At 67.6% G+C, this 17,148-nt stretch carries 10 protein-coding genes; 2 read left to right on the top strand and 8 right to left on the bottom strand.

What is annotated here, in order from left to right:
- Positions 1 to 198: 198 nt before the first annotated feature.
- Positions 199 to 3,696: a c-type cytochrome gene (locus EP7_RS17495; RefSeq protein WP_463522997.1), complete on the bottom strand. Its 3,498-nt coding sequence runs from the start codon at positions 3,694 to 3,696 to the stop codon at positions 199 to 201.
- On the opposite strand from EP7_RS17495, the gene EP7_RS17490 reads away from it, so the two are divergent.
- Positions 3,668 to 3,850 (top strand): hypothetical protein, encoded by a 183-nt coding sequence (locus tag EP7_RS17490; protein WP_463522995.1) that lies wholly within the window; start codon positions 3,668 to 3,670, stop codon positions 3,848 to 3,850. The two genes, EP7_RS17495 and EP7_RS17490, sit on opposite strands and share 29 nt — an antisense overlap.
- On the opposite strand, the gene EP7_RS17485 is transcribed toward EP7_RS17490, so the two are convergent.
- The 7 genes from EP7_RS17485 to EP7_RS17455 all read right to left on the bottom strand — a co-directional run bounded on the left by EP7_RS17485 (position 3,847) and on the right by EP7_RS17455 (position 14,412).
- Complete coding sequence (locus tag EP7_RS17485) at positions 3,847 to 5,436, bottom strand: hypothetical protein (protein WP_463522993.1); 1,590 nt, start codon at positions 5,434 to 5,436, stop codon at positions 3,847 to 3,849. The two genes, EP7_RS17490 and EP7_RS17485, sit on opposite strands and share 4 nt — an antisense overlap.
- Before the next feature lie 182 nt (positions 5,437 to 5,618).
- Positions 5,619 to 6,392: a cytochrome b N-terminal domain-containing protein gene (locus EP7_RS17480; protein WP_463522991.1), complete on the bottom strand. Its 774-nt coding sequence runs from the start codon at positions 6,390 to 6,392 to the stop codon at positions 5,619 to 5,621.
- A 92-nt stretch (positions 6,393 to 6,484) separates the two neighbouring features.
- Positions 6,485 to 7,696 carry a QcrA and Rieske domain-containing protein gene (locus tag EP7_RS17475; RefSeq protein ID WP_463522989.1) on the bottom strand — a complete coding sequence of 404 codons (1,212 nt, stop codon included), beginning with the start codon at positions 7,694 to 7,696 and terminating at the stop codon, positions 6,485 to 6,487.
- 445 nt (positions 7,697 to 8,141) lie between these two features.
- The gene (gene ptsP, locus EP7_RS17470; protein ID WP_463522987.1) at positions 8,142 to 9,908 is read right to left on the bottom strand and encodes a phosphoenolpyruvate--protein phosphotransferase; all 1,767 of its coding nucleotides are present in this window, start codon (positions 9,906 to 9,908) and stop codon (positions 8,142 to 8,144) included.
- A gap of 90 nt (positions 9,909 to 9,998) precedes the next feature.
- Positions 9,999 to 11,669 (bottom strand): permease, encoded by a 1,671-nt coding sequence (locus EP7_RS17465; protein WP_463522985.1) that lies wholly within the window; start codon positions 11,667 to 11,669, stop codon positions 9,999 to 10,001.
- Positions 11,670 to 11,827: 158 nt separating this feature from the next.
- Positions 11,828 to 13,156 carry a spinster family MFS transporter gene (locus tag EP7_RS17460; protein ID WP_463522983.1) on the bottom strand — a complete coding sequence of 443 codons (1,329 nt, stop codon included), beginning with the start codon at positions 13,154 to 13,156 and terminating at the stop codon, positions 11,828 to 11,830.
- Between the two features lie 65 nt (positions 13,157 to 13,221).
- Complete coding sequence (locus EP7_RS17455) at positions 13,222 to 14,412, bottom strand: sialidase family protein (protein ID WP_463522981.1); 1,191 nt, start codon at positions 14,410 to 14,412, stop codon at positions 13,222 to 13,224.
- 362 nt (positions 14,413 to 14,774) lie between these two features.
- On the opposite strand from EP7_RS17455, the gene EP7_RS17450 reads away from it, so the two are divergent.
- The gene (locus EP7_RS17450) at positions 14,775 to 17,108 is read left to right on the top strand and encodes a PPC domain-containing protein (protein WP_463522979.1); all 2,334 of its coding nucleotides are present in this window, start codon (positions 14,775 to 14,777) and stop codon (positions 17,106 to 17,108) included.
- Positions 17,109 to 17,148 lie beyond the last annotated feature (40 nt).

Below are 17,148 nucleotides of genomic sequence, written 5' to 3'. Positions count from 1 at the left end.
GGCTTCTCCTGGAGAGTTCACTCGAGACCTGATTCGGACATTCTAGACGCCAAGCCGGCAAACGGCGCGATTTCAGCCAGGCTAGCAAAGCGACCGGGCGTGGCAGGCCCCGGTGAGGGCCCGGCCACGCCCGGTTGGCGGCACGTCGCGGCAGACCCTTGGGGCGTTGCCACCCCGGGCCGGCCGCTGATGGATCGATTACTCCGAGGCACCCGGGGCCTTGGGGGCGGCCGGGGCCTCGGCGGGTGCGGCCGCGGGAGCGGGGGCCGCACCTGCAAGCTGCGACTCGACCGCGTTGACGTAGTTCAAGAGCGTGTCACGCATCGCCTTGACCTGCACCCAGGTCTGCCCCTCCATCGACTTGGGCACGCCCACCGCGGGCGGGCCGTTCGGCGGGACGTTCTGAGGCATGGCCGTGTACGGAACGAGACGCTTGGGGTTGGCCAGCCATTCGGCCAGATACCCCGGCCGGAACCGATTGTTGACCTGGCGGAGGTCGGGGCCATTGACGACCTGCGGCCCGCCGTTCGGCTTGAAGGCACCGATCGAGTGGCACCCCACGCAAGCCCCCTTGGTCATCAATTGCCAGCCGCCGCCCAGGTAGTTGGCGTGCTTGGCCTCGGCCTCGGTCAGGTAGCCCTGCTCGCGCTCGGGGATGGCCTGGTAGGGGAACTCGGCCCCGTCATTGGCGGCGAAGTAGTTGGCAAGGCCCGCGGTCTCGGCCGGGCCGAGCTCGTCAACCCTGCCGAAGTGGAATTTGGGCATCCGCAGGTTGGCCGCCGGCCGGATTTGGTACGGATCCTTCAGGAACGAGGTCAGCCAGGGGGTCTGCACCTTGAGCCCTTCCCGCAAGAGCGGCGGGGGAAGCCTGTTCCAGAACGTGGCGTAGTCGGTGCCGGTCTTCTCGGCCTGGTAGGCCGCGGAGAGCCAGGCGAAGTCGCCGCCGACGGCCGGGGTCTTGGCCACCTTCGTCGAGTCCAGGGTGAGCGTGTCGCCCACGTTGAACGTGAACCCGCGGATCGTCGTGGGGCGCCAGAGGGTGACGGTCAACTCGTTCTCGAACGTGCCGGTGGGCATCGCCTCGAACGTGATCGGCTTGCCGTCGACCGGCCCGATCGTGGGCTGTGTCTTGGGGTCGTACGTCAGCTTGGGATAGAGCTCGGCCAGGTAGTCCGTCTGCCTCGCGTTGTAGGCGACGCGGACATTGGTCTCGAACGTGGGGAAGGCCTCTTCAAACTTGGTCGCCCCGGCGATCGTGTACTTGGGCATCTCAAGGACGTGGCAGCCGGTGCAGTTATACCGGCTCAGGAGCTTGCGGCCCTCGGCCACGGCGTTCGAGGCCGGGGTGGCGGTGGTCGCCGGCAGGTACTTCGAGGCGATCTTCTCCCCGGTCAGGCCGAGGACGAAGGTCATGACCTCTTCGATGGCCTTGGGGTCGTTGGCCCAGCTGAACTGCGGCATGCGGAGCCGCTCGTCCCAGGCCTTCACGTCCTCATTGGTCTTCTTGAAGTCGTAGCTGCGCGGGCGGTGGAGCTTCTGGTAGAGGAAGCCGGAGCGCGTGTGCTCCTCGATCTTCTCCTGGTAGTAGTGGTCGGTGCCGTCGCGGTTGCCGTGGTCGTCGGGAACCTGGTCGATGAAGTACTCGGCGATGTGGCCGTAGTCGAGCTTCGTCGGGCTCTTGGCCCCCCAGCCGTTGAGCGGGGTGCCGATCGGCTTGTAGGCCTCGAAGCCCGCGATGTTGTGGCAGCCGAAGCAGCCGAGCCGACCGATGGTCGTCTTGCCCAGGAACATCAGCTTGTCATCGCGGGTCATGGCCGCGACCTTGCCGTCAAGCTCCGAGATCGCCTCGGTCTTGCTCTTGTACAGCTTGACCAGCTCGTCGAGCCCCTTCGAGACTTCGGGCGAGTCGAGCGCCTCGAGGGCGACCTGTCCGGGCCACTCGCCGGGGATTGAGAGGATCCAGGCGGCGATGTCGGCCGAGTCCTGCCATGAAAGTTGCAGGTTGGGCATCAGGCTCTTGGCGTGGTAGGCCTCGGGCGCCTTGACCCAGTTGGCCAGCCAACGGAAGCCGTCGTCCTTGGAGCCGAACTTGGCCGAGATGTTCGACAGGTTCGGTCCGAAGTCGGCCGAGGCATACTCCTTGGCCCCTTCGGGCAGGGTGGCCGGGCCGGTCTCCTTGTGGGCGTGGCAGGCGAGGCATCCCTTCTGGAGGAACGTCTCCTTGCCCTTCGCGGCGTCTCCCTTGGCGGGGACGTCGACGAACCCCTCGGGGGGCTTGCTCACCGAGAAGAGGTAGTGGGTCATGGCGTGCACCTCGGCGGCGACCTTGGGCTGGTCCTTGGCCGAGGCGTTGTTGCTCACGTCATAGAACCGGGGCATCCGCGTGTCGGGGCGGAAGGCGTGCGGGTTCTTGATCCAGCGGGCGGTCCAGTCCTTGGAGACCTTCGAGGCGAGGTGCTTTAGGTTCGGGCCGACCTGCCGGGCGTCGGTCAGGTCGGGGCCGAAGGAGCCCTCCCCGCCGATGGTATGGCAGCCGGTGCAGCCGTACTTGGTGATCCGCTCGAAGCCGGCCTGGAGCTTCTTGGCGTCGGGGACGTCGGTGACCTGGTGGTGGCACTTGATGCAGCTGGACTCGATGAACCGGCTGGGGAGCATCGGCTCGTCCCAGTGGTGCATCTCGCGCCAGGCGTGGTCCTGCTCCCACTTGTGCTTCTGCTCGGGGTCGTTCGGCTCGTGCGACGAGTAGGTGAAGTCGGTGCCCGACCCCTGCCCGCCGTGGCAGATGGTGCAGCCCATCTTGTTGATGCCGTGCGGCCCGTTGCTGTCCAGGTAGAGGCCCGCGGGAACCACCTTGCCGGTGGGGTCGATGGTCGTCGCGCCGTCGGTCAGGTGCGGGTGCGCGGCGAAGGCGGGGTTGATCTCCTTCATCGGCGTCTTGCCGTCGGGGGCGACGTCATAGCCAAGTCGGTCGATGCCCTGGTGGCAGGTGGTGCAGCGGTCGTACCGGGGCACATCCTTGAAGTTGTAGTTGATCGTCAGGTCGGGCAGGCTGATCTGCTGGATCCTGGTGGGCGAGGCGGCCAGGTCGAGTCCGGGCAGGCCGCGGACGAACGCCATCGGCCCGAAGAACTGGGCCTCTTTCTGCGCCAGCACCCGGCCGGCGCGGTCGACCTCTCGGCGGATGTCGTCCCGCTTCTTCTCCAGGGCGGTGATGTTGCCCTTCAGGTCGGACAGCTTCGCCTTGCCGGCGGCGAGGACCTTGGTGGCCCCTTCGAGCTTGCCTTTGACCTCGGCGAGCTTGGCCTCGGCGGGGACGATCGTCGAGGCGATGTAGGCGCGGGCCTCGCGCTCCTCGCCGCGGTCGATCATGCCGTCATAGAGGCTGCGCAGGCTGTCAAGCTCGGCCTTCTGGAACCGGGCTGCGGTGTCGAGGTCCTGGAAGGTCCCCTCCAGCCGGCGTAGCTCGCGGTCCTGGAGCTTGATATTCCGGCTGTTGTCGGCCTGGGTCTGCTCGGCGGCCTTGATCTCGGCCTCGATCTTGTCGAGCTCGGCCTGCTTGGTCGTCTTGAGCGCCTGGACCTTCTGCTGCTCGGCGACGCGGAGCTTCTCGTCTTCGACGACGTGGAAGGCGCGTTGGGTTTGTTTCCAGGGCCGGAGGTGGTCGGCCATGATCATCCAGACGATCGACAGCGTCATGGCGACCGAGGTGATCGCGAACACGACGTGGAGCGTCGTCTGCTTCCGGAACGTTTCCTCGGTGGCGGGCATGTGCGTCGTGCGTGAGTCGGGCCCCGACCCGCCCAGGGCGGACGGCGCGGCGCGGGTCGACCCACTCCTCCCCGGTTATTAGATGTTGAAGAAGTACTCGGGGATCGCCACCAGGTACTTCAGGTTGATCGTCCAGCGCAAGACCATCTTGATCGGCAGGCTTGCCATGAACAGCAAGAGGACGGCGAGGGTCAGGAAGCGGACGATCCCGGCCTGCTCGGTGTACTTGCGGAAGAAGAGCCGGTAGAGGATGGCCGGCACAACGGTGAAGTAGGCCAGCACGGCGACGATGCCCGGCGCCTCGCGGATGAGGACGTTCGTCGGGCGACTGGTGCCGAGGAACTGCACCCAGACGATGTCCGACAGGTTGATGTTGTTCAGCGGGATGACCTTGTGCAGGTCCCAGTACTCATAGGGCCCGAAGAAGTTCCAGTTCGGCCCTCGCAAGAACGTCCCCAGGAGGATCAGGATGACCCACAAGACGAGGTAGCCGTACTGGAACGTCAGCCAGGCGAACTTCCGCTGCTCGATCGTGTAGTAGCCGTTGCCCTGCTTGTTGTTGTCGATGTAGGGCATGGCCATCAGGCCAACGACGATCATGCTCGGAAGCACGACGCCCGCCATCCAGGGGTCGAAGTAGACGAGCATCTCCTGGAGGCCGAGGAAGTACCAGGGGGCCTTCGACGGGTTGGGGGCGACGGTGGACGAGGCGGGCTGTTCCAGCGGGGCCTGCAAGACGATGGCCCAGATGGTCAGGAAGATCGTCTGGCCGATCATGGCGATCAGCTCGGTGTAGACCAGGTCGGGCCAGGTCAAGGTCTTCTCGGGCTGGAGCTCCTCCAGGTTGGGCAGCCCCTGGGCCATCCGCGAGTCATTGATGACGGCGCGACGCAGGCCGATCCAGGTGAAGAAGCCGACCAGCACGATCAGGCCGATGATCGGCACGTTGTCGGGCTTGGTGACGATGTCGCGGAAGTCCCAGTCGGTCATGCTCATGCCGAAGGCGAGCAGCGCGAGGTTCGTCAGGGTCCAGGCGACCAGGCCGTTGGCCAGGAATCGGCGGTAGCGATAGAGCCCGTAGAAGAGCAAGGTCGCGCCGACGAAGAAGGTGGTCGGGCCCGACACCGTGTCGGCCGCGTCCCGCATGAACTGCGGGAGGACGACCTGCCCGCCCAGGATGTAGGCCGCGCCGATGGCCTGGAAGACCACGGCGGTGATCGCCCAGATCAGGGCCCAGAGCGTCCGGTTGATCGGCTTACCCAGGCCGACGGCCGGGATGTGGTCGTCGAGGGTCGGCTTGTGGAAGTCCGAGCCGACCCCGTGCCCGGCCGAGTGGACCTCGGCATGGTGCGCGGCGTCGGCACCGGCGCCGATGGCGACGATGAGGTTGGCCAGGCCGCAGAGCCCGAAGGTGATGGTCAGGGCCTGGGGGATGAACTCCCTGAGCAGCAGGGCCAGGGTGGCCGCTCCGTAGAGGACCAGGACCGAGGTGACCATCCAGCCGGGGAGGCTGCGAGTCTTCGGCCTGAGGCCGGCCCTCGAGGCCCCCTCGGAGACCATCTCCATGTACGCGACATACGCCGCCGCGGACGCGTTGAGCGTCGCGGCCAGCAGGTAATACCAGCCGAGGCCGGTCATCACGGCGGGGGTGAGGTCGGGGTGGTGCATGGTCTTCGAGCGAGGCTCGCTGTTGATCGGTGTCGGGTCTGGTTGGTACGCGTTGGGGGGCCCGTTCCCGCGGGGCCCTCCGGCCGACGGCCGCGGCCCGGCCGGGGATGCGCCGGGTTCGTTTCGTATTCAAGGCGAATCGAAGCGAACTGGCGTGACCCGGCGGGCTTTCCCGGGGTCGATTACATCGGCCCGCTGATGCCGCCGTCCTTACGGACGCGCCAGAAGTGGATCATGATCAGCAGAGACACCGCTAGCGGGATCGCCACGCAGTGCAGCACATAGAACCGGTTCAAGGTCATCTCGCCCACGGTCCGGCCAGCGAGCAGCGCGAACTTGGCGTCTGACCCGTTGGTAATCAGGCTCACCCCGTTGAGCTTCAACAGGGCCGCACCCGGGCCTTCGACCCCCACGCCGGGCGTCGCCCGTGCCATGTTCGAGCCGACGGTGATGGCCCAGATGGCGAGCTGGTCCCAGGGGAGCAAGTACCCCGTGAACGATAAGAGCAGTGTAAACACGAGCAGCAGGACGCCCACCACCCAGTTGAATTCGCGCGGGGGCTTGTAGCTGCCTGTGAGGAACACGCGGTACATGTGCAGCCAGACCGCGATGACCATCGCATGCGCCCCCCAGCGATGCAGCTCGCGGAGGATGCCCAGCGTGGTCACGTCGCGGAGCGCCAGGATGTCGTTGTAGGCGTGCTCCAGCGTCGGCCGGTAGTAGAACATCAGGAGGACGCCGGTAACGACCTCGACCATGAACAGGAAGAAGGTCGTTCCCCCCATGCACCAGGTGTAGCTCAGCGCGATGCCTTGCTTGCGGACGCTGACCGGGTGCAGGTGGAGGAAGAAGTTCGACAGCATGACCACGACCCGGTTGCGCCGGTCGGTGGGCATGGGGTGCCGGAAGACACTCTTCCAGATCTGGCTCTCGTAGATCTTGTCGGCGATGGACATCGTGTGTCGGTCCGCTCCCCGCGTGGGTGTGGGCGTAAGTCCGGGCGGAGGCCAGGGGGTGTCGTGTTGGGTTCGATCGACCTGAGATCAGATCAGACGGCGATGAAGCTATCGGGGTCGGCCCACTGGCCGAGCTCCTGCTGGAACCGCTGGCTCTTGTCAACGACGAGCTGGCCGTCGTCGGCGAGGCTCAGCTTGAATCGCTCGAGCGGCCTGGGCGCGGGCCCCTCGAAGTTGACGCCCGAGATGTAGAACCCGCTCCCGTGGCAGGGGCACTTGAACTTCTGCTCGCTGGCCAGCCAGTTGGGGGGGCAGCCCAGGTGGGTGCAGATCGACTGGAGGGCGTAGATCTGGTCCTGCCCTTCGTAGCTGGACCGGACGATCCAGAAGCCCCACTCGGCCTTCCAGCGTTCGTTGACTTCGCTCGGCTCGAACTGGGTGGGGACGCCCACCTTGATCGTGCTGGGCGGCTCGGCCAGGACGTTGGGGAACATGAACCGGCCGAGCATGAGCGACAGGGCGCCCATGCCCGCGGAGAACGAGATCCAGCCGATGGCCAGCCAGGGGACCGTATAGGTATTGAAGTCGCGGCGGGGGGTCACCCGCTCGACCAGCGAGGCAAGCCGGCTCGGCCTGGGCGGGACGGGCATCACCTTGGGGGCGGCCTTGGTCGCGGCGGCCCGGCCCGCGGCGGCGGCGGCACCCGGGGTCGCGCCAGCGGCGGCGGCCTTGGCGACGGCGGCCTCGGAGACGACCTCCTGGTCCTTCTTCGCCCCGGCCCGGCGGAGGGCCTCGGCCAGGTCCTTCGGATCGGTGATCTCGTCGAGCGGCGGCAGCTCGCGGGCTACCTTCGCGACCGGCGCGGCCTTGGCGGCGGCGGGCTTGGCCGAGGAGGCCGAGGCGCCGGCGGCGGGCGCGGGGGCCGTGCCGCCCGAGCGGGCGGCGGCCAGCTTCTCCTTGAGCGTCAACGGACGGCCGAGCGACTCGGCGGGGGCCGGGACCGTCTTCTCGCCCGAGGCGACCGGGGCCGCGGCCGCGGGCTTCGGCGCGGATGCGGCCGGTGCCGGCGTCGCGCCGGGGGCACCGCCGGCGCGGGCGGCGGCCAGCTTCTCCTTGAGCGTCAAGGGGCGGCCAAGGCTCGCGGCGGTCGGGGCGGGCTCGGCGGCGGCCGGCGGGGGGGCGGCTTCAAGCTCGGGCTCGGCTTCGGGGGTCGGCGCCGGGGCGGGGGCCGCGCCCTCGGGCGTGGCGGCCCCGCCACGCCTGGCGAGTTCCAGTATCTCTTTCACGCTCGGACGTTGAGCCATCGATAATCCCCACCCTGATCGAAGCGACGACCGACATCCGGTTCCGGACGCCCCGCGTCGAGCCCCTTCGACAACATCCGCACGACAGGAAGAAGAGAAGAGGTGCGCCGAGCAACGCCGGTGCCGAACTGAACTTATCCGAACCACTTCCCCTAAACATCAAGCCGCACAAGACTTCTGGATGAGTCCTCGGATGAACGAGGGGCGAGCATTCCCGATTTCGAGAATGAACCGCCGGTTTCGTATCAAAGCCGAGAACTCAGGGAAGGCTGGTGACGACGTGCATCCCGACCCTCAGGGTGCAGCGGTCGCTTTAGGCGACTCTCGCTCTTAGGGGGGAGGGAAGGCAGTCGTTAGAGAGAGTAGCCGAGCGGGCGCGGCCCCGCAACACTCCTGCACCCTTCGATCGGCCCGATCCGCGGCCGGCTGCGGCCCTGCGGGAGGATCAGTTGGAATCGAGGACTTCTAGCGTACTGGAGACCTCGTGCAGCCGAGCCGAGAGGTAGCCGCGGATCTCCTCGGCCGTCTTGAGCTGGAGCACCTGGTGGGCGAACCGCTCGGCCTGGGCGGTGGTCACCGACGCGAGCAGCGCCTTGATCGTCGGCACGAATGCGGGGCTCATGCTGAACCGGCGCAGGCCGAGGCCGAACAGGGTCAGCACGCTCTTGGGCTGGCCCGCCATCTCGCCGCAGAGCGTCACCGGCGTGCCCATGCGCTGGCAGGCGTCGATGACCATCTGGAGGATCTTGAAGATTGCAGGGCTCAGGGGCTCGCAGAGGTGGGCCACCTTGGGGTTGTCGCGGTCGGCGGCCACCAAATACTGGATCAGGTCGTTGGAGCCGATCGAGATGAAATCGGTCTCGCGCAGGAGGGCGTCGATGCAGATGGCCGCCGCGGGGACCTCGACCATCAGGCCCGTCTTCACGTCCTCGCCGAATGGGACGCCCTCGCGCCGCAGGTTCCGGCGCGTCTCGTCGACCATCCGGTTGACGTACCTCAGCTCCTCCAGGGTGGTGATCATCGGGAAGAGGATGCTCACCTTGCCGTGCCTGGCGGCCCGCAGGATGGCCCTGATCTGGCGCTCGAAGAGCCTGGGGTGCTCGAACGAAAGCCGGATCGACCGCCAGCCCATGAAGGGGTTGGCCTCGTTGCGGCTGCCCAGGTAGGGGAGGGTCTTGTCGCCACCGAGGTCGAGGGTCCGGATTGTGATCGTCTTGTTGGGCGAGTCTTCGATGATCTGGCGGTAGTACTGGTACTGCTCTTCCTCGTCGGGCACGTCCTGGTGGGTGAGGAAGAGGTACTCGGTGCGAAAGAGGCCGACGCCGGTGGCGCCGACCTGCGAGGCGGCCTGGGCGTCGGCGATGTTGTTGATGTTGGCAAGCAGCTCGATCTGGGCGCCATCGGCGGAGACGGCCGGCTGATCCCTGTTGAGGATCAGGCGATCCTTCAGGTCGAAGAACTCGCGCTGGAGCTTGCGGTAGGCGGAGGTGACCTCGGGGTCGGGCCGGATGAGCACCAGGCCATCGCGGCCGTCGACGATGATGGGGTCGCCGGACTGGACCACGAGGGTGATGTCGATGACGCCCGAGACGGCCGGGATCCCACGGCTGCGGGCGAGGATGGCCGCATGGCTGGTCCCGCCGCCGGTCTCGGTGACGATCCCCGCGATCGGCAGGTTGCCCAGGCTCATGGCCTGGCTGGGCAGCAGCTCGTGGGCGACCAGGATGACCGGCTCGTCGCCGTTCAAGGCCGAGTCGCCGTGGGAGTCGAACGGCGACTGCGCGGTCAGGTGCGAGCCGATCCGGGAGATGACGTCGCGGATGTCGGCGATTCGTTCCCGGTAATAGTCGTGCTCGATCCGGGCGAAGGTGGCGGCGTAACCTTGCAGAACTTCCTGGAGCGCCGAGAGGGCCGTCAGGTGGCGCGTCTCGATGAGGTCATTGACCTTCGAGATCAAGGTCCGGTCGTTGACGATCTGGAGATGGCTCTTGAAGATATCGGCCTCGGCCGCGCCAAGTTGCTCGGCGACCTTGACGACAATCTGCTCGAGTTCCTCGGCGGATTTGGCGACGGCCAGCGTGAACCGCTCAACCTCTTCGGGGACCAGGCCGGCATCGGCCAGCGAGCGCGGCTCGCCCGGCCCGAAGACGGAGTCGACGCGATACGCGACCCCCACCACAACGCCAGGGCTGACAGCGACGCCTTTATACATAGGATCGCCACTTTAACACGCCCAGGTCGCCCAGACAAACCCGACCGGGAGCGCCCGGCACCGGGGTCCGTCGACATCCGCTCAAGCTGTTCAAATCGGCCGAGGCTCGTCGGCCGCCTCGACGGACGGGGCACGCCCGACGCTCCCGATTACAAGCAAAATCGCGGCCACCGTCGCGTAGGCCGCCGCCCAGTGGTACGGAGTCTGGCGAATCGACGCCTCGTATCGCCCCTCGACCTTCAGCCTGCGGATGGCCTCGCCGGGCGTGATCAGCGGCCCCGAAGGCAATCCCGAGTGGATCACGCCGAACAGGGAGCACGCCGCGGCGACCAGCAGCGTGCAGACCGCGGGCCTGATCTTGCCGTCAATCAGGTGCGAGAGCGTCGTCGACCAGATCAGGCTCGTGACGATGAATCCGCCGGCCAACATCGTCACCGTTTGTACCCACTGCTGTGTTTGCGCGCCTAGCTGTTCAAACGGTTTGCCGGTCTCGGGGAGCACCTGTCCCAGGGCCAGCGACGCGAGATAGGCCAGGGCCGGGACGCAGGCCAGGGTCACCGCGGGATAATACCTCGACGGCGTGGCGTGGAACGACTGCGACGTGATCTCCAGGCCGACGAAGATCAGGATCGGGAAGACGACCGGCCTGGGCAGGACGTAGAAGATCCAGTCGAAGAACCCGAAGATGCCCGCCGCCCCCACGAACAGGGCCACCGCGAGGGTATAACCCGCGCGGGCTCCCATCGCCTTGTAGGCCGGGTGGCCGATATAGGCGGTGGACTGGATGACCCCGCCGAAGAGGCCGCCGGCGAGGGTCGCGATCGCGTCGGCCGCCAGGATCGGCCCGGTCGAGTAATCGTCGCCCGCCGCCGAGGCGCTCTCGGTGCAGTCGATCCCGCCGATGACCGTCGCCAGGGCCAGGGGCAAGGCCACAGGCAGATAGCCCGAGGCCTCGCCCCAGTTCAGGCGGAACCAGGCCCACCAGTCGCCCGCGGGAAACGGCAGAGACGCCCTGAGCGTCGCCGAAGGCGTCCCCCCCTCGGCCCCCAGGCCGGGCCCGAACCCGAATGCCCAGAGCCCGTAATAGATCAGGCAGCCCACGAGCACCGCCGCCAGAGCCCCCGGAATCTGGCCGGGCAGCTCCCAGCGGGCCGTGAGCGTGACGAGGACCACACCCAGCGCGGCGAACCCGGCGATCGGCTGCGAGGCGATGTCCAGCAGCGGCAGGAAGCTGATGATGACCAGCGAGATCGCCGTGAGCGACCCCAGCAGCCCAGCCCTGGGCACGACTCGGCGCAACTGCGGGCCCAGCACCGAGCAGATCAGCTTGAAGATCCCCGAGGCCATGATCATCGAGATTCCGACGAACCATGCATGCGTTGCCGCGTCGGAGTCGCCCAGCCCCCTGCCCTGCGCAGCCTTGTAGGCAGGGCCCAGGATGAGGAAGACCATGCCGAAGGTGCTCGGCGTATCCAGCCCCAAGGGCATCGCCGTGACGTCGGACCGGCCCATCTTGCGTGCGAGCCGGAAGGCCATCGCCGAGTAGATCAGGTCGCCGACCATCACGCCGATGGCCGTGCCGGGAATCATCCGAGTCAGGACGAAGTCGACCGGCAACCCGAAGACCTTCACCAGAAGGGCGGCCATCAGGATCATGTCGCCGATGTTATCGAGCATCAGCCCGAAGAACGCGTTGATATCCCCTCGGACGCCCCAAGGGTAGCGGGTCGTCGACGGAGCAGGCGAAACAAGGGTGGACACCGGGTGTCAGCTCCTGGGCGGGCCGAGATGAGCGTTGACGGGCTGGGAGATGTGCGGACGAGCCTGCGGGGATTGAACCCGAGACGAGGGCCGGGAGAGGAATGAAAAGGTACCCCACCCGGGCCGGTCCATCAATCGTCCTGCCCCCCCATTTCGCGTCAGAGGCCCGCGGCGCGCCTCCGGGCCAGGAAGCCGGCGATGAGCACCAGGCCGGCGGCGACGAAGTAGAAGGCGGTGGTCGAGGCCAGGGCGATGCTCAGGCCATATCTGCTGTCGGCCACGATGCCGATGGCCGTCGGGGCCAGGCTGCCGAAGGTCCAGCCGACGGTGTTCAGCAGCCCCGCGGCCGTCCCGCGCACTTCGACGGGGACCACGTCGTACATCGCGGCGAAGATGTTCGAGTCGTAGATCCCCTTCCCCAGGCCGACCGCCCCGAGGGTGGCGATCAGGATCGCGACGCTCTCGGTGGTGCCGAGCACATAGAGGAACGGAGCGGCGAAGATCAGGCCGAGGGCCTGGACCCGCATCCGGCCCCCGGCCCTGCGCGCCGCGCGGTCGGCCAGCCAGCCGCCCAGCAGCACGCCCAGGACGCTGCCCAGCTGCATCGAGGTCGTCGCCGTCAGCGAGGCGTTGGCCAGGTTCAATTTGAACTTGTTGAAGACGAACAGCGGCAGCCAGGCCAGCAGGCTGGCCGCGACGAAGTTCGCGACGCCGAAGCCAAGGAGCAGAAACACCGCCGCCGGCTGCCGCACGATCAGGCCCAGACGACGGCCGAACTCCGACAGCCGATCGCCGAAGGTCTCGCGGATCTCCGGGTCGTGCGGAGGCGCGACATGGGCCGAGAATTCGGGGTCGAGGGCGAGGCTCCCGGGCTCCTCGGTCGCCCCTCGCTTCGGCTCGTTGAGCAGGAACCGGAGCGAGACGGCATACGCCATCCCCACAAGCCCGAGCACCAGGAATGGGGTCCGCCAGTCGCCCGTCCACTGGGCCATCAGGCCCGCCAGCGCACCGCCGCCGATGGTGCCGAGGTAGACGCTCGACTGGTGGATCGCCATCGCCTTCGACCGCGTCCGCTTGCCGTGGTGGTCGGCCAGCAGCGACATCGAGGCCGGGAAGTAGAACGATTCGCCCAGCCCTTCGGCCGCACGGTAGAAGATGAGCTGGGCGAACGATCGGGCCGTGCCCGTCAGGGCGCAGACGGCGCTCCAGACCCCTAGCCCCAGGACGATCAGCGTCCGCCTCGGGCGCCGGTCGACCACCGACCCCGCGATCGGGGCCGCCAGCGCGTAGACGATCATGAACGCCGAGCCCAGGTAGCCGACCTGAGTGTCGTTGAGGGCGAACTCGCTGCGGATCAGCGGCAAGACCGAGAAGACCGCCTGGCGATCGGCGTAATTGAAGAACCCGCAGAACCAGAGCAAGGCGACAACCACCCAGGGTTCTCGCCTGCGCCTGGCCGCGGCCCGATCTTCCGGCATGCTCGACATGAAACGATTCCGTCCGCGCGATAAGAAGGGGAGTCAATCGAACCTGGATCAGCGACCGAAACGGCTCAGCGCTTCGGGGTCGGGTCGCCCTGGCGAATCCAGGCCTCGTTGAGCCTGGCATGCTGGATCGTGCTCCCCTCGGGCTTCCCCCCGTTCGTGTACGTCACGTGGATCGCCCCGTCGGAATCCTGCAAGATCGAAGGATAATGGTACGAACCATCCTTCTTGGCGTGCGACTCCACATGCCGCGTGATCGGCCAGGTCGCCCCCTCGTCGTCGGAGAGGCTGATGGCCAGCGAGTGCCGCCCGTCGGTCAGGTCATTGTAGATGATGGCCCAGGCGCCGCTCGCCAGCAGGATCGCGTCGACCCCCGCGCCTGGATTGGGCAGGGACGACTCGGTGACGACGCTCCAGGTCTGCCCCTCGTCCTTCGACGTGCTGAGCCTGATCTTCTGACGAGGGCCATTCTCGCGCATGAATGCGACGATCGTCCCGTCTTTCTTGCGCACCAGGCTGGGCTGGATGTTGCCGAACCCGATCATCGGCCGGCTCGTCTGCCAGGTCGCCCCCTGGTCGTCGCTGATCGCCACCAGCGACATCGAGTACGTGTCCGTATACAGGGGGAGGAGCCAGCGCCCCGACGGCAGGACGATGGGCCTGACCCTGGGCATCCAGCCGAGCCGCTGATAGATCAAGTCCTTGGCCCGCGATTCGAGCTCATCCACCTCTGCCTTGTGCTTGGCGCGTTCCTCGGCCGTCACGGTCTTGAGCGAACTCTGGATGTCGTCCTCGAACTTGACGGGGGTGATGTGGATCACCCCTTCGCGGGTCCAGCGAGGGGTCCCTTCGCCCGTGCCATCCTCGGCCCTGGCGAACTTGAGCAGGGCCCCTTCCCAGCGATGGTCGAGGATCGTCGGCCAGAACAGCCAGAGCGCCTTGTCCTGCCCGACGAAGACCGACGGATTGCAGTCGGGATACCCCGGCGTGTCGGCCATCTCAAACACAGGCCCCCAGGCCGTCGCCCCCTTCTTCAGCCTGGCCCCGACGATCCTGACGTCATCCGACTTCCGCTCGCCCGAGCCGGTGTACCAGGTGGCCAGAAGGCTGCCGTCGGCAAGCTCGACCACGCACGAGGCGTGATTGTGCTTCTTTTCGAACGGGAACAAGATCGACGTCGAGAACGCCGGCTCCTCCCCCTTCGCGACCGGACTCGCCAGTAGCAGCGCAGCAACAAGCCCCGGCACAATCCAGCGCATGGGTCAAACTCCGGAAAGTCTCGATCATCGAAAGCGAGAAGCCGCAAGCCCCGCGGCCAAATGCAAGAGGCCGACATCCTATGGGCGGCGGGGTGCGACCTCAAGGGTGTGGTCGTCCGACAACATCCTGGCAACTTGACACCGATGCATCCGCGTGAGACGGTACAATAGGTCTGCCCCTGACCCCCGCTTGCCGTGCGGTCGGTGGTCGCGACGAATCGAGACGCCTCCCCGGCGTTCTCGGACGCGATCCCGGCTCCTGCCCGAATGCTGCGATCCCTCCCGCTTTGTTGCTCGACGCGCCTCGATTGGTGCGTGCGCATCCCGCCCGCCCGACTGGCCTGGACTCCGGAGATTGACCCATGACTCGCGCACGTGCCGGCCGGTTGACGGCCCTGAGTGTGCTGATCGGGCACGTTCTATTCGCCTCGAATGCCCGGGCTGCGGCCCCGACCATCGCCGGGATCACTCCGGCGGGCGTCGCGCGTGGGGCGGCCATCGAGGTCACGATCAACGGCGGGGCCCTGGCGGGCAAACCCGAACTGGTGGCGCCGTTCAAGGTCACGGTCGAGCCGGCCGCGCCCGAGAACAAGGACGCCGCCAACTGGAAGTTCAAGGCGACCGTCGACCCGGCCACCCCCACGGGCGTCTACGCCGTGCGGGTGAAGACCGAGGATGGCGTTTCCAATCCGTTCCTCGTCGCCGTCGGCCAGGTCGGGCAAGTTGCCGAAGTCGAGGAGAACAGCACCTTCGAGACCGCTCAGGTGATCACGCCCCCGATCGTCGTCGAGGGGCAGGCGGCCGGCAATGACGTCGATTACTACAAGTTCGCCGGCAAGAAGGGGCAGAAACTCGTCATCGACGCCCAGTGCAACCGGCTCGGCTCGGGGGTCGACCCCTCGATCCGCCTGACGACCGCCGGCCGCGCTTACGTCGGGTCGGCCGACGACTCCGCGGGCCTGATCACCGACGCGCGGCTCATCATCGCCTTGCCCGAGGACGGCGATTACGTGATCGAGCTGTCCGACTCCCGCTACCAGGGCGGGGCCAGGCCGGTCTATCGCCTGATGGTGGGGGAGATTCCGGTCGCCGAGGAGGTCTATCCGCTGGGCGGTCGCCAGGGCGAGACGGTCGGATTCGAGGCTCGCGGCGGGACGTTGGAAGGCACGAAGATCTTCGCGGCCACGATCGCCTCGCTGCCGGGCCTATTCGAAGCCTCTCCGCGTGCGGCGGGCACATCGATCGGCCTGCCCATGGATCTCGACTCGCTCTCTCCGGTCGCCGTGGGCGAGACCACCGAGGCGCGTGAGCCTGTCGATCCGGCGGCGGCACCGATCCGGGTTGCGAGCCCATCGGTGATCAACGGCCGGATCGACCCGGCCGGCGACGAGGACCGTTTCACGCTGGCCGTCGCGCCCGGGCAGGTCCTGAGGGTCGAAGTCGAGGCGGCCGACCTCGGATCGTCGCTCGATGCCCAGCTCCAGATCCTGGGCAAGGACGGCGCGGTCCTGACCACGGCGGACGACGCGCCCACGGGCCGGAGGAACAAGGTGGCCGTGGCCGCCAACGCGATCAACTCGCTCGATCCGATTCAGGGCTTCACCGTCCCGGCCGGCTTGACGGAGATCACGCTGGCGATCACCGACATCCAGAAGCGCGGCGGGATTGGCTACCCCTATAGAATCGTGGTCGAGCCGGGCGGGCCGGGGTTCTCGGTCACCTTGAATGACGGCGAGTTGAGCATCCCCAAGGGAGGGACGGCAGCCCTGCCGGTGACGGTCGTGCGCCGCGACTACGCCGGCCCGATCCAGCTCGAAGTTCAGAACCTACCCGCCGGCCTGACCGCGCGGCCGGGGACGATCGCCGACGGCCAGCTCGTCGGGGTGCTGACGCTGAGCGCCGCGGCCGATGCGGCGTTCGGTGTGACGGGCCTGAACGTCGTGGGCAAGGCGACCGGCCCGGCCGGTCCGATCGTGGCCCGCGCCACCAAGTCGGTCACGTTCGTCTCGCAGGGGCCGGTTCCCACGAACACGATGACCTTCCACGCCTCGACGGTCGCCCCCGCCCTGCCCGCCCCGGCCTCGCTGGACGCCCCCGTCGGCCCGATCGAGGTGGTGCACGGCTATGCCAGCCCGATCCCGCTGAAGGTGACCCGTGCCGCCGGCGCAGACGCCGCCCTGGCCATCACAGCCGCCCCGCTCCCGCCGGGCCTGACCGTCCCGGCCGTGAATGTCGCTGAGAAGCTCGCCGAAGGGGTTGCGAATGTGCATGCCACGGCGGATGTGCCGCTGGGGGCGATGACCGTCGCCCTGCTGGCCAAGGGCGCACTGCCGGGAGGCGAGCGGACGCTGGCCGTGCCCGCCGTGATCGTCAACGTCGTCCGGCCGGCCGAGTTGCAGGTCGCCGCGACCGCCGAGGTAAAGGCGGGCGAGACCGTCGAGGTGAAGGGGAAAGTCGTCCGCAAGGGGGCGTTCAAGGAGCCGGTCACCGTCAAGCTCGACGGCCTGCCCGCCGGCCTGAAGGCCGACCCGGTGACCGTCGCGCCCGACGCCTCCGACTTCACGATCAAGGTCGTCGCCGAGCCGACCGCCGCCGCCGCGATGGCCGCGGCCAAGGTGCTCGTGGCGTTCCAGATCGAGAAGAAGGATTACCCAACGCCCCCCGGCGCCCTGGCCATCAAGGTCTTGCCGAAGTAAGTCAACCGCCGCACCTGGATCGCCGGACCTGATCGCCCAC

It is taken from the genome of Isosphaeraceae bacterium EP7 (assembly GCA_038400315.1).
Lineage (GTDB): Bacteria > Planctomycetota > Planctomycetia > Isosphaerales > Isosphaeraceae > EP7.
This window is presented reverse-complemented; position numbering and strand designations above follow the sequence as displayed.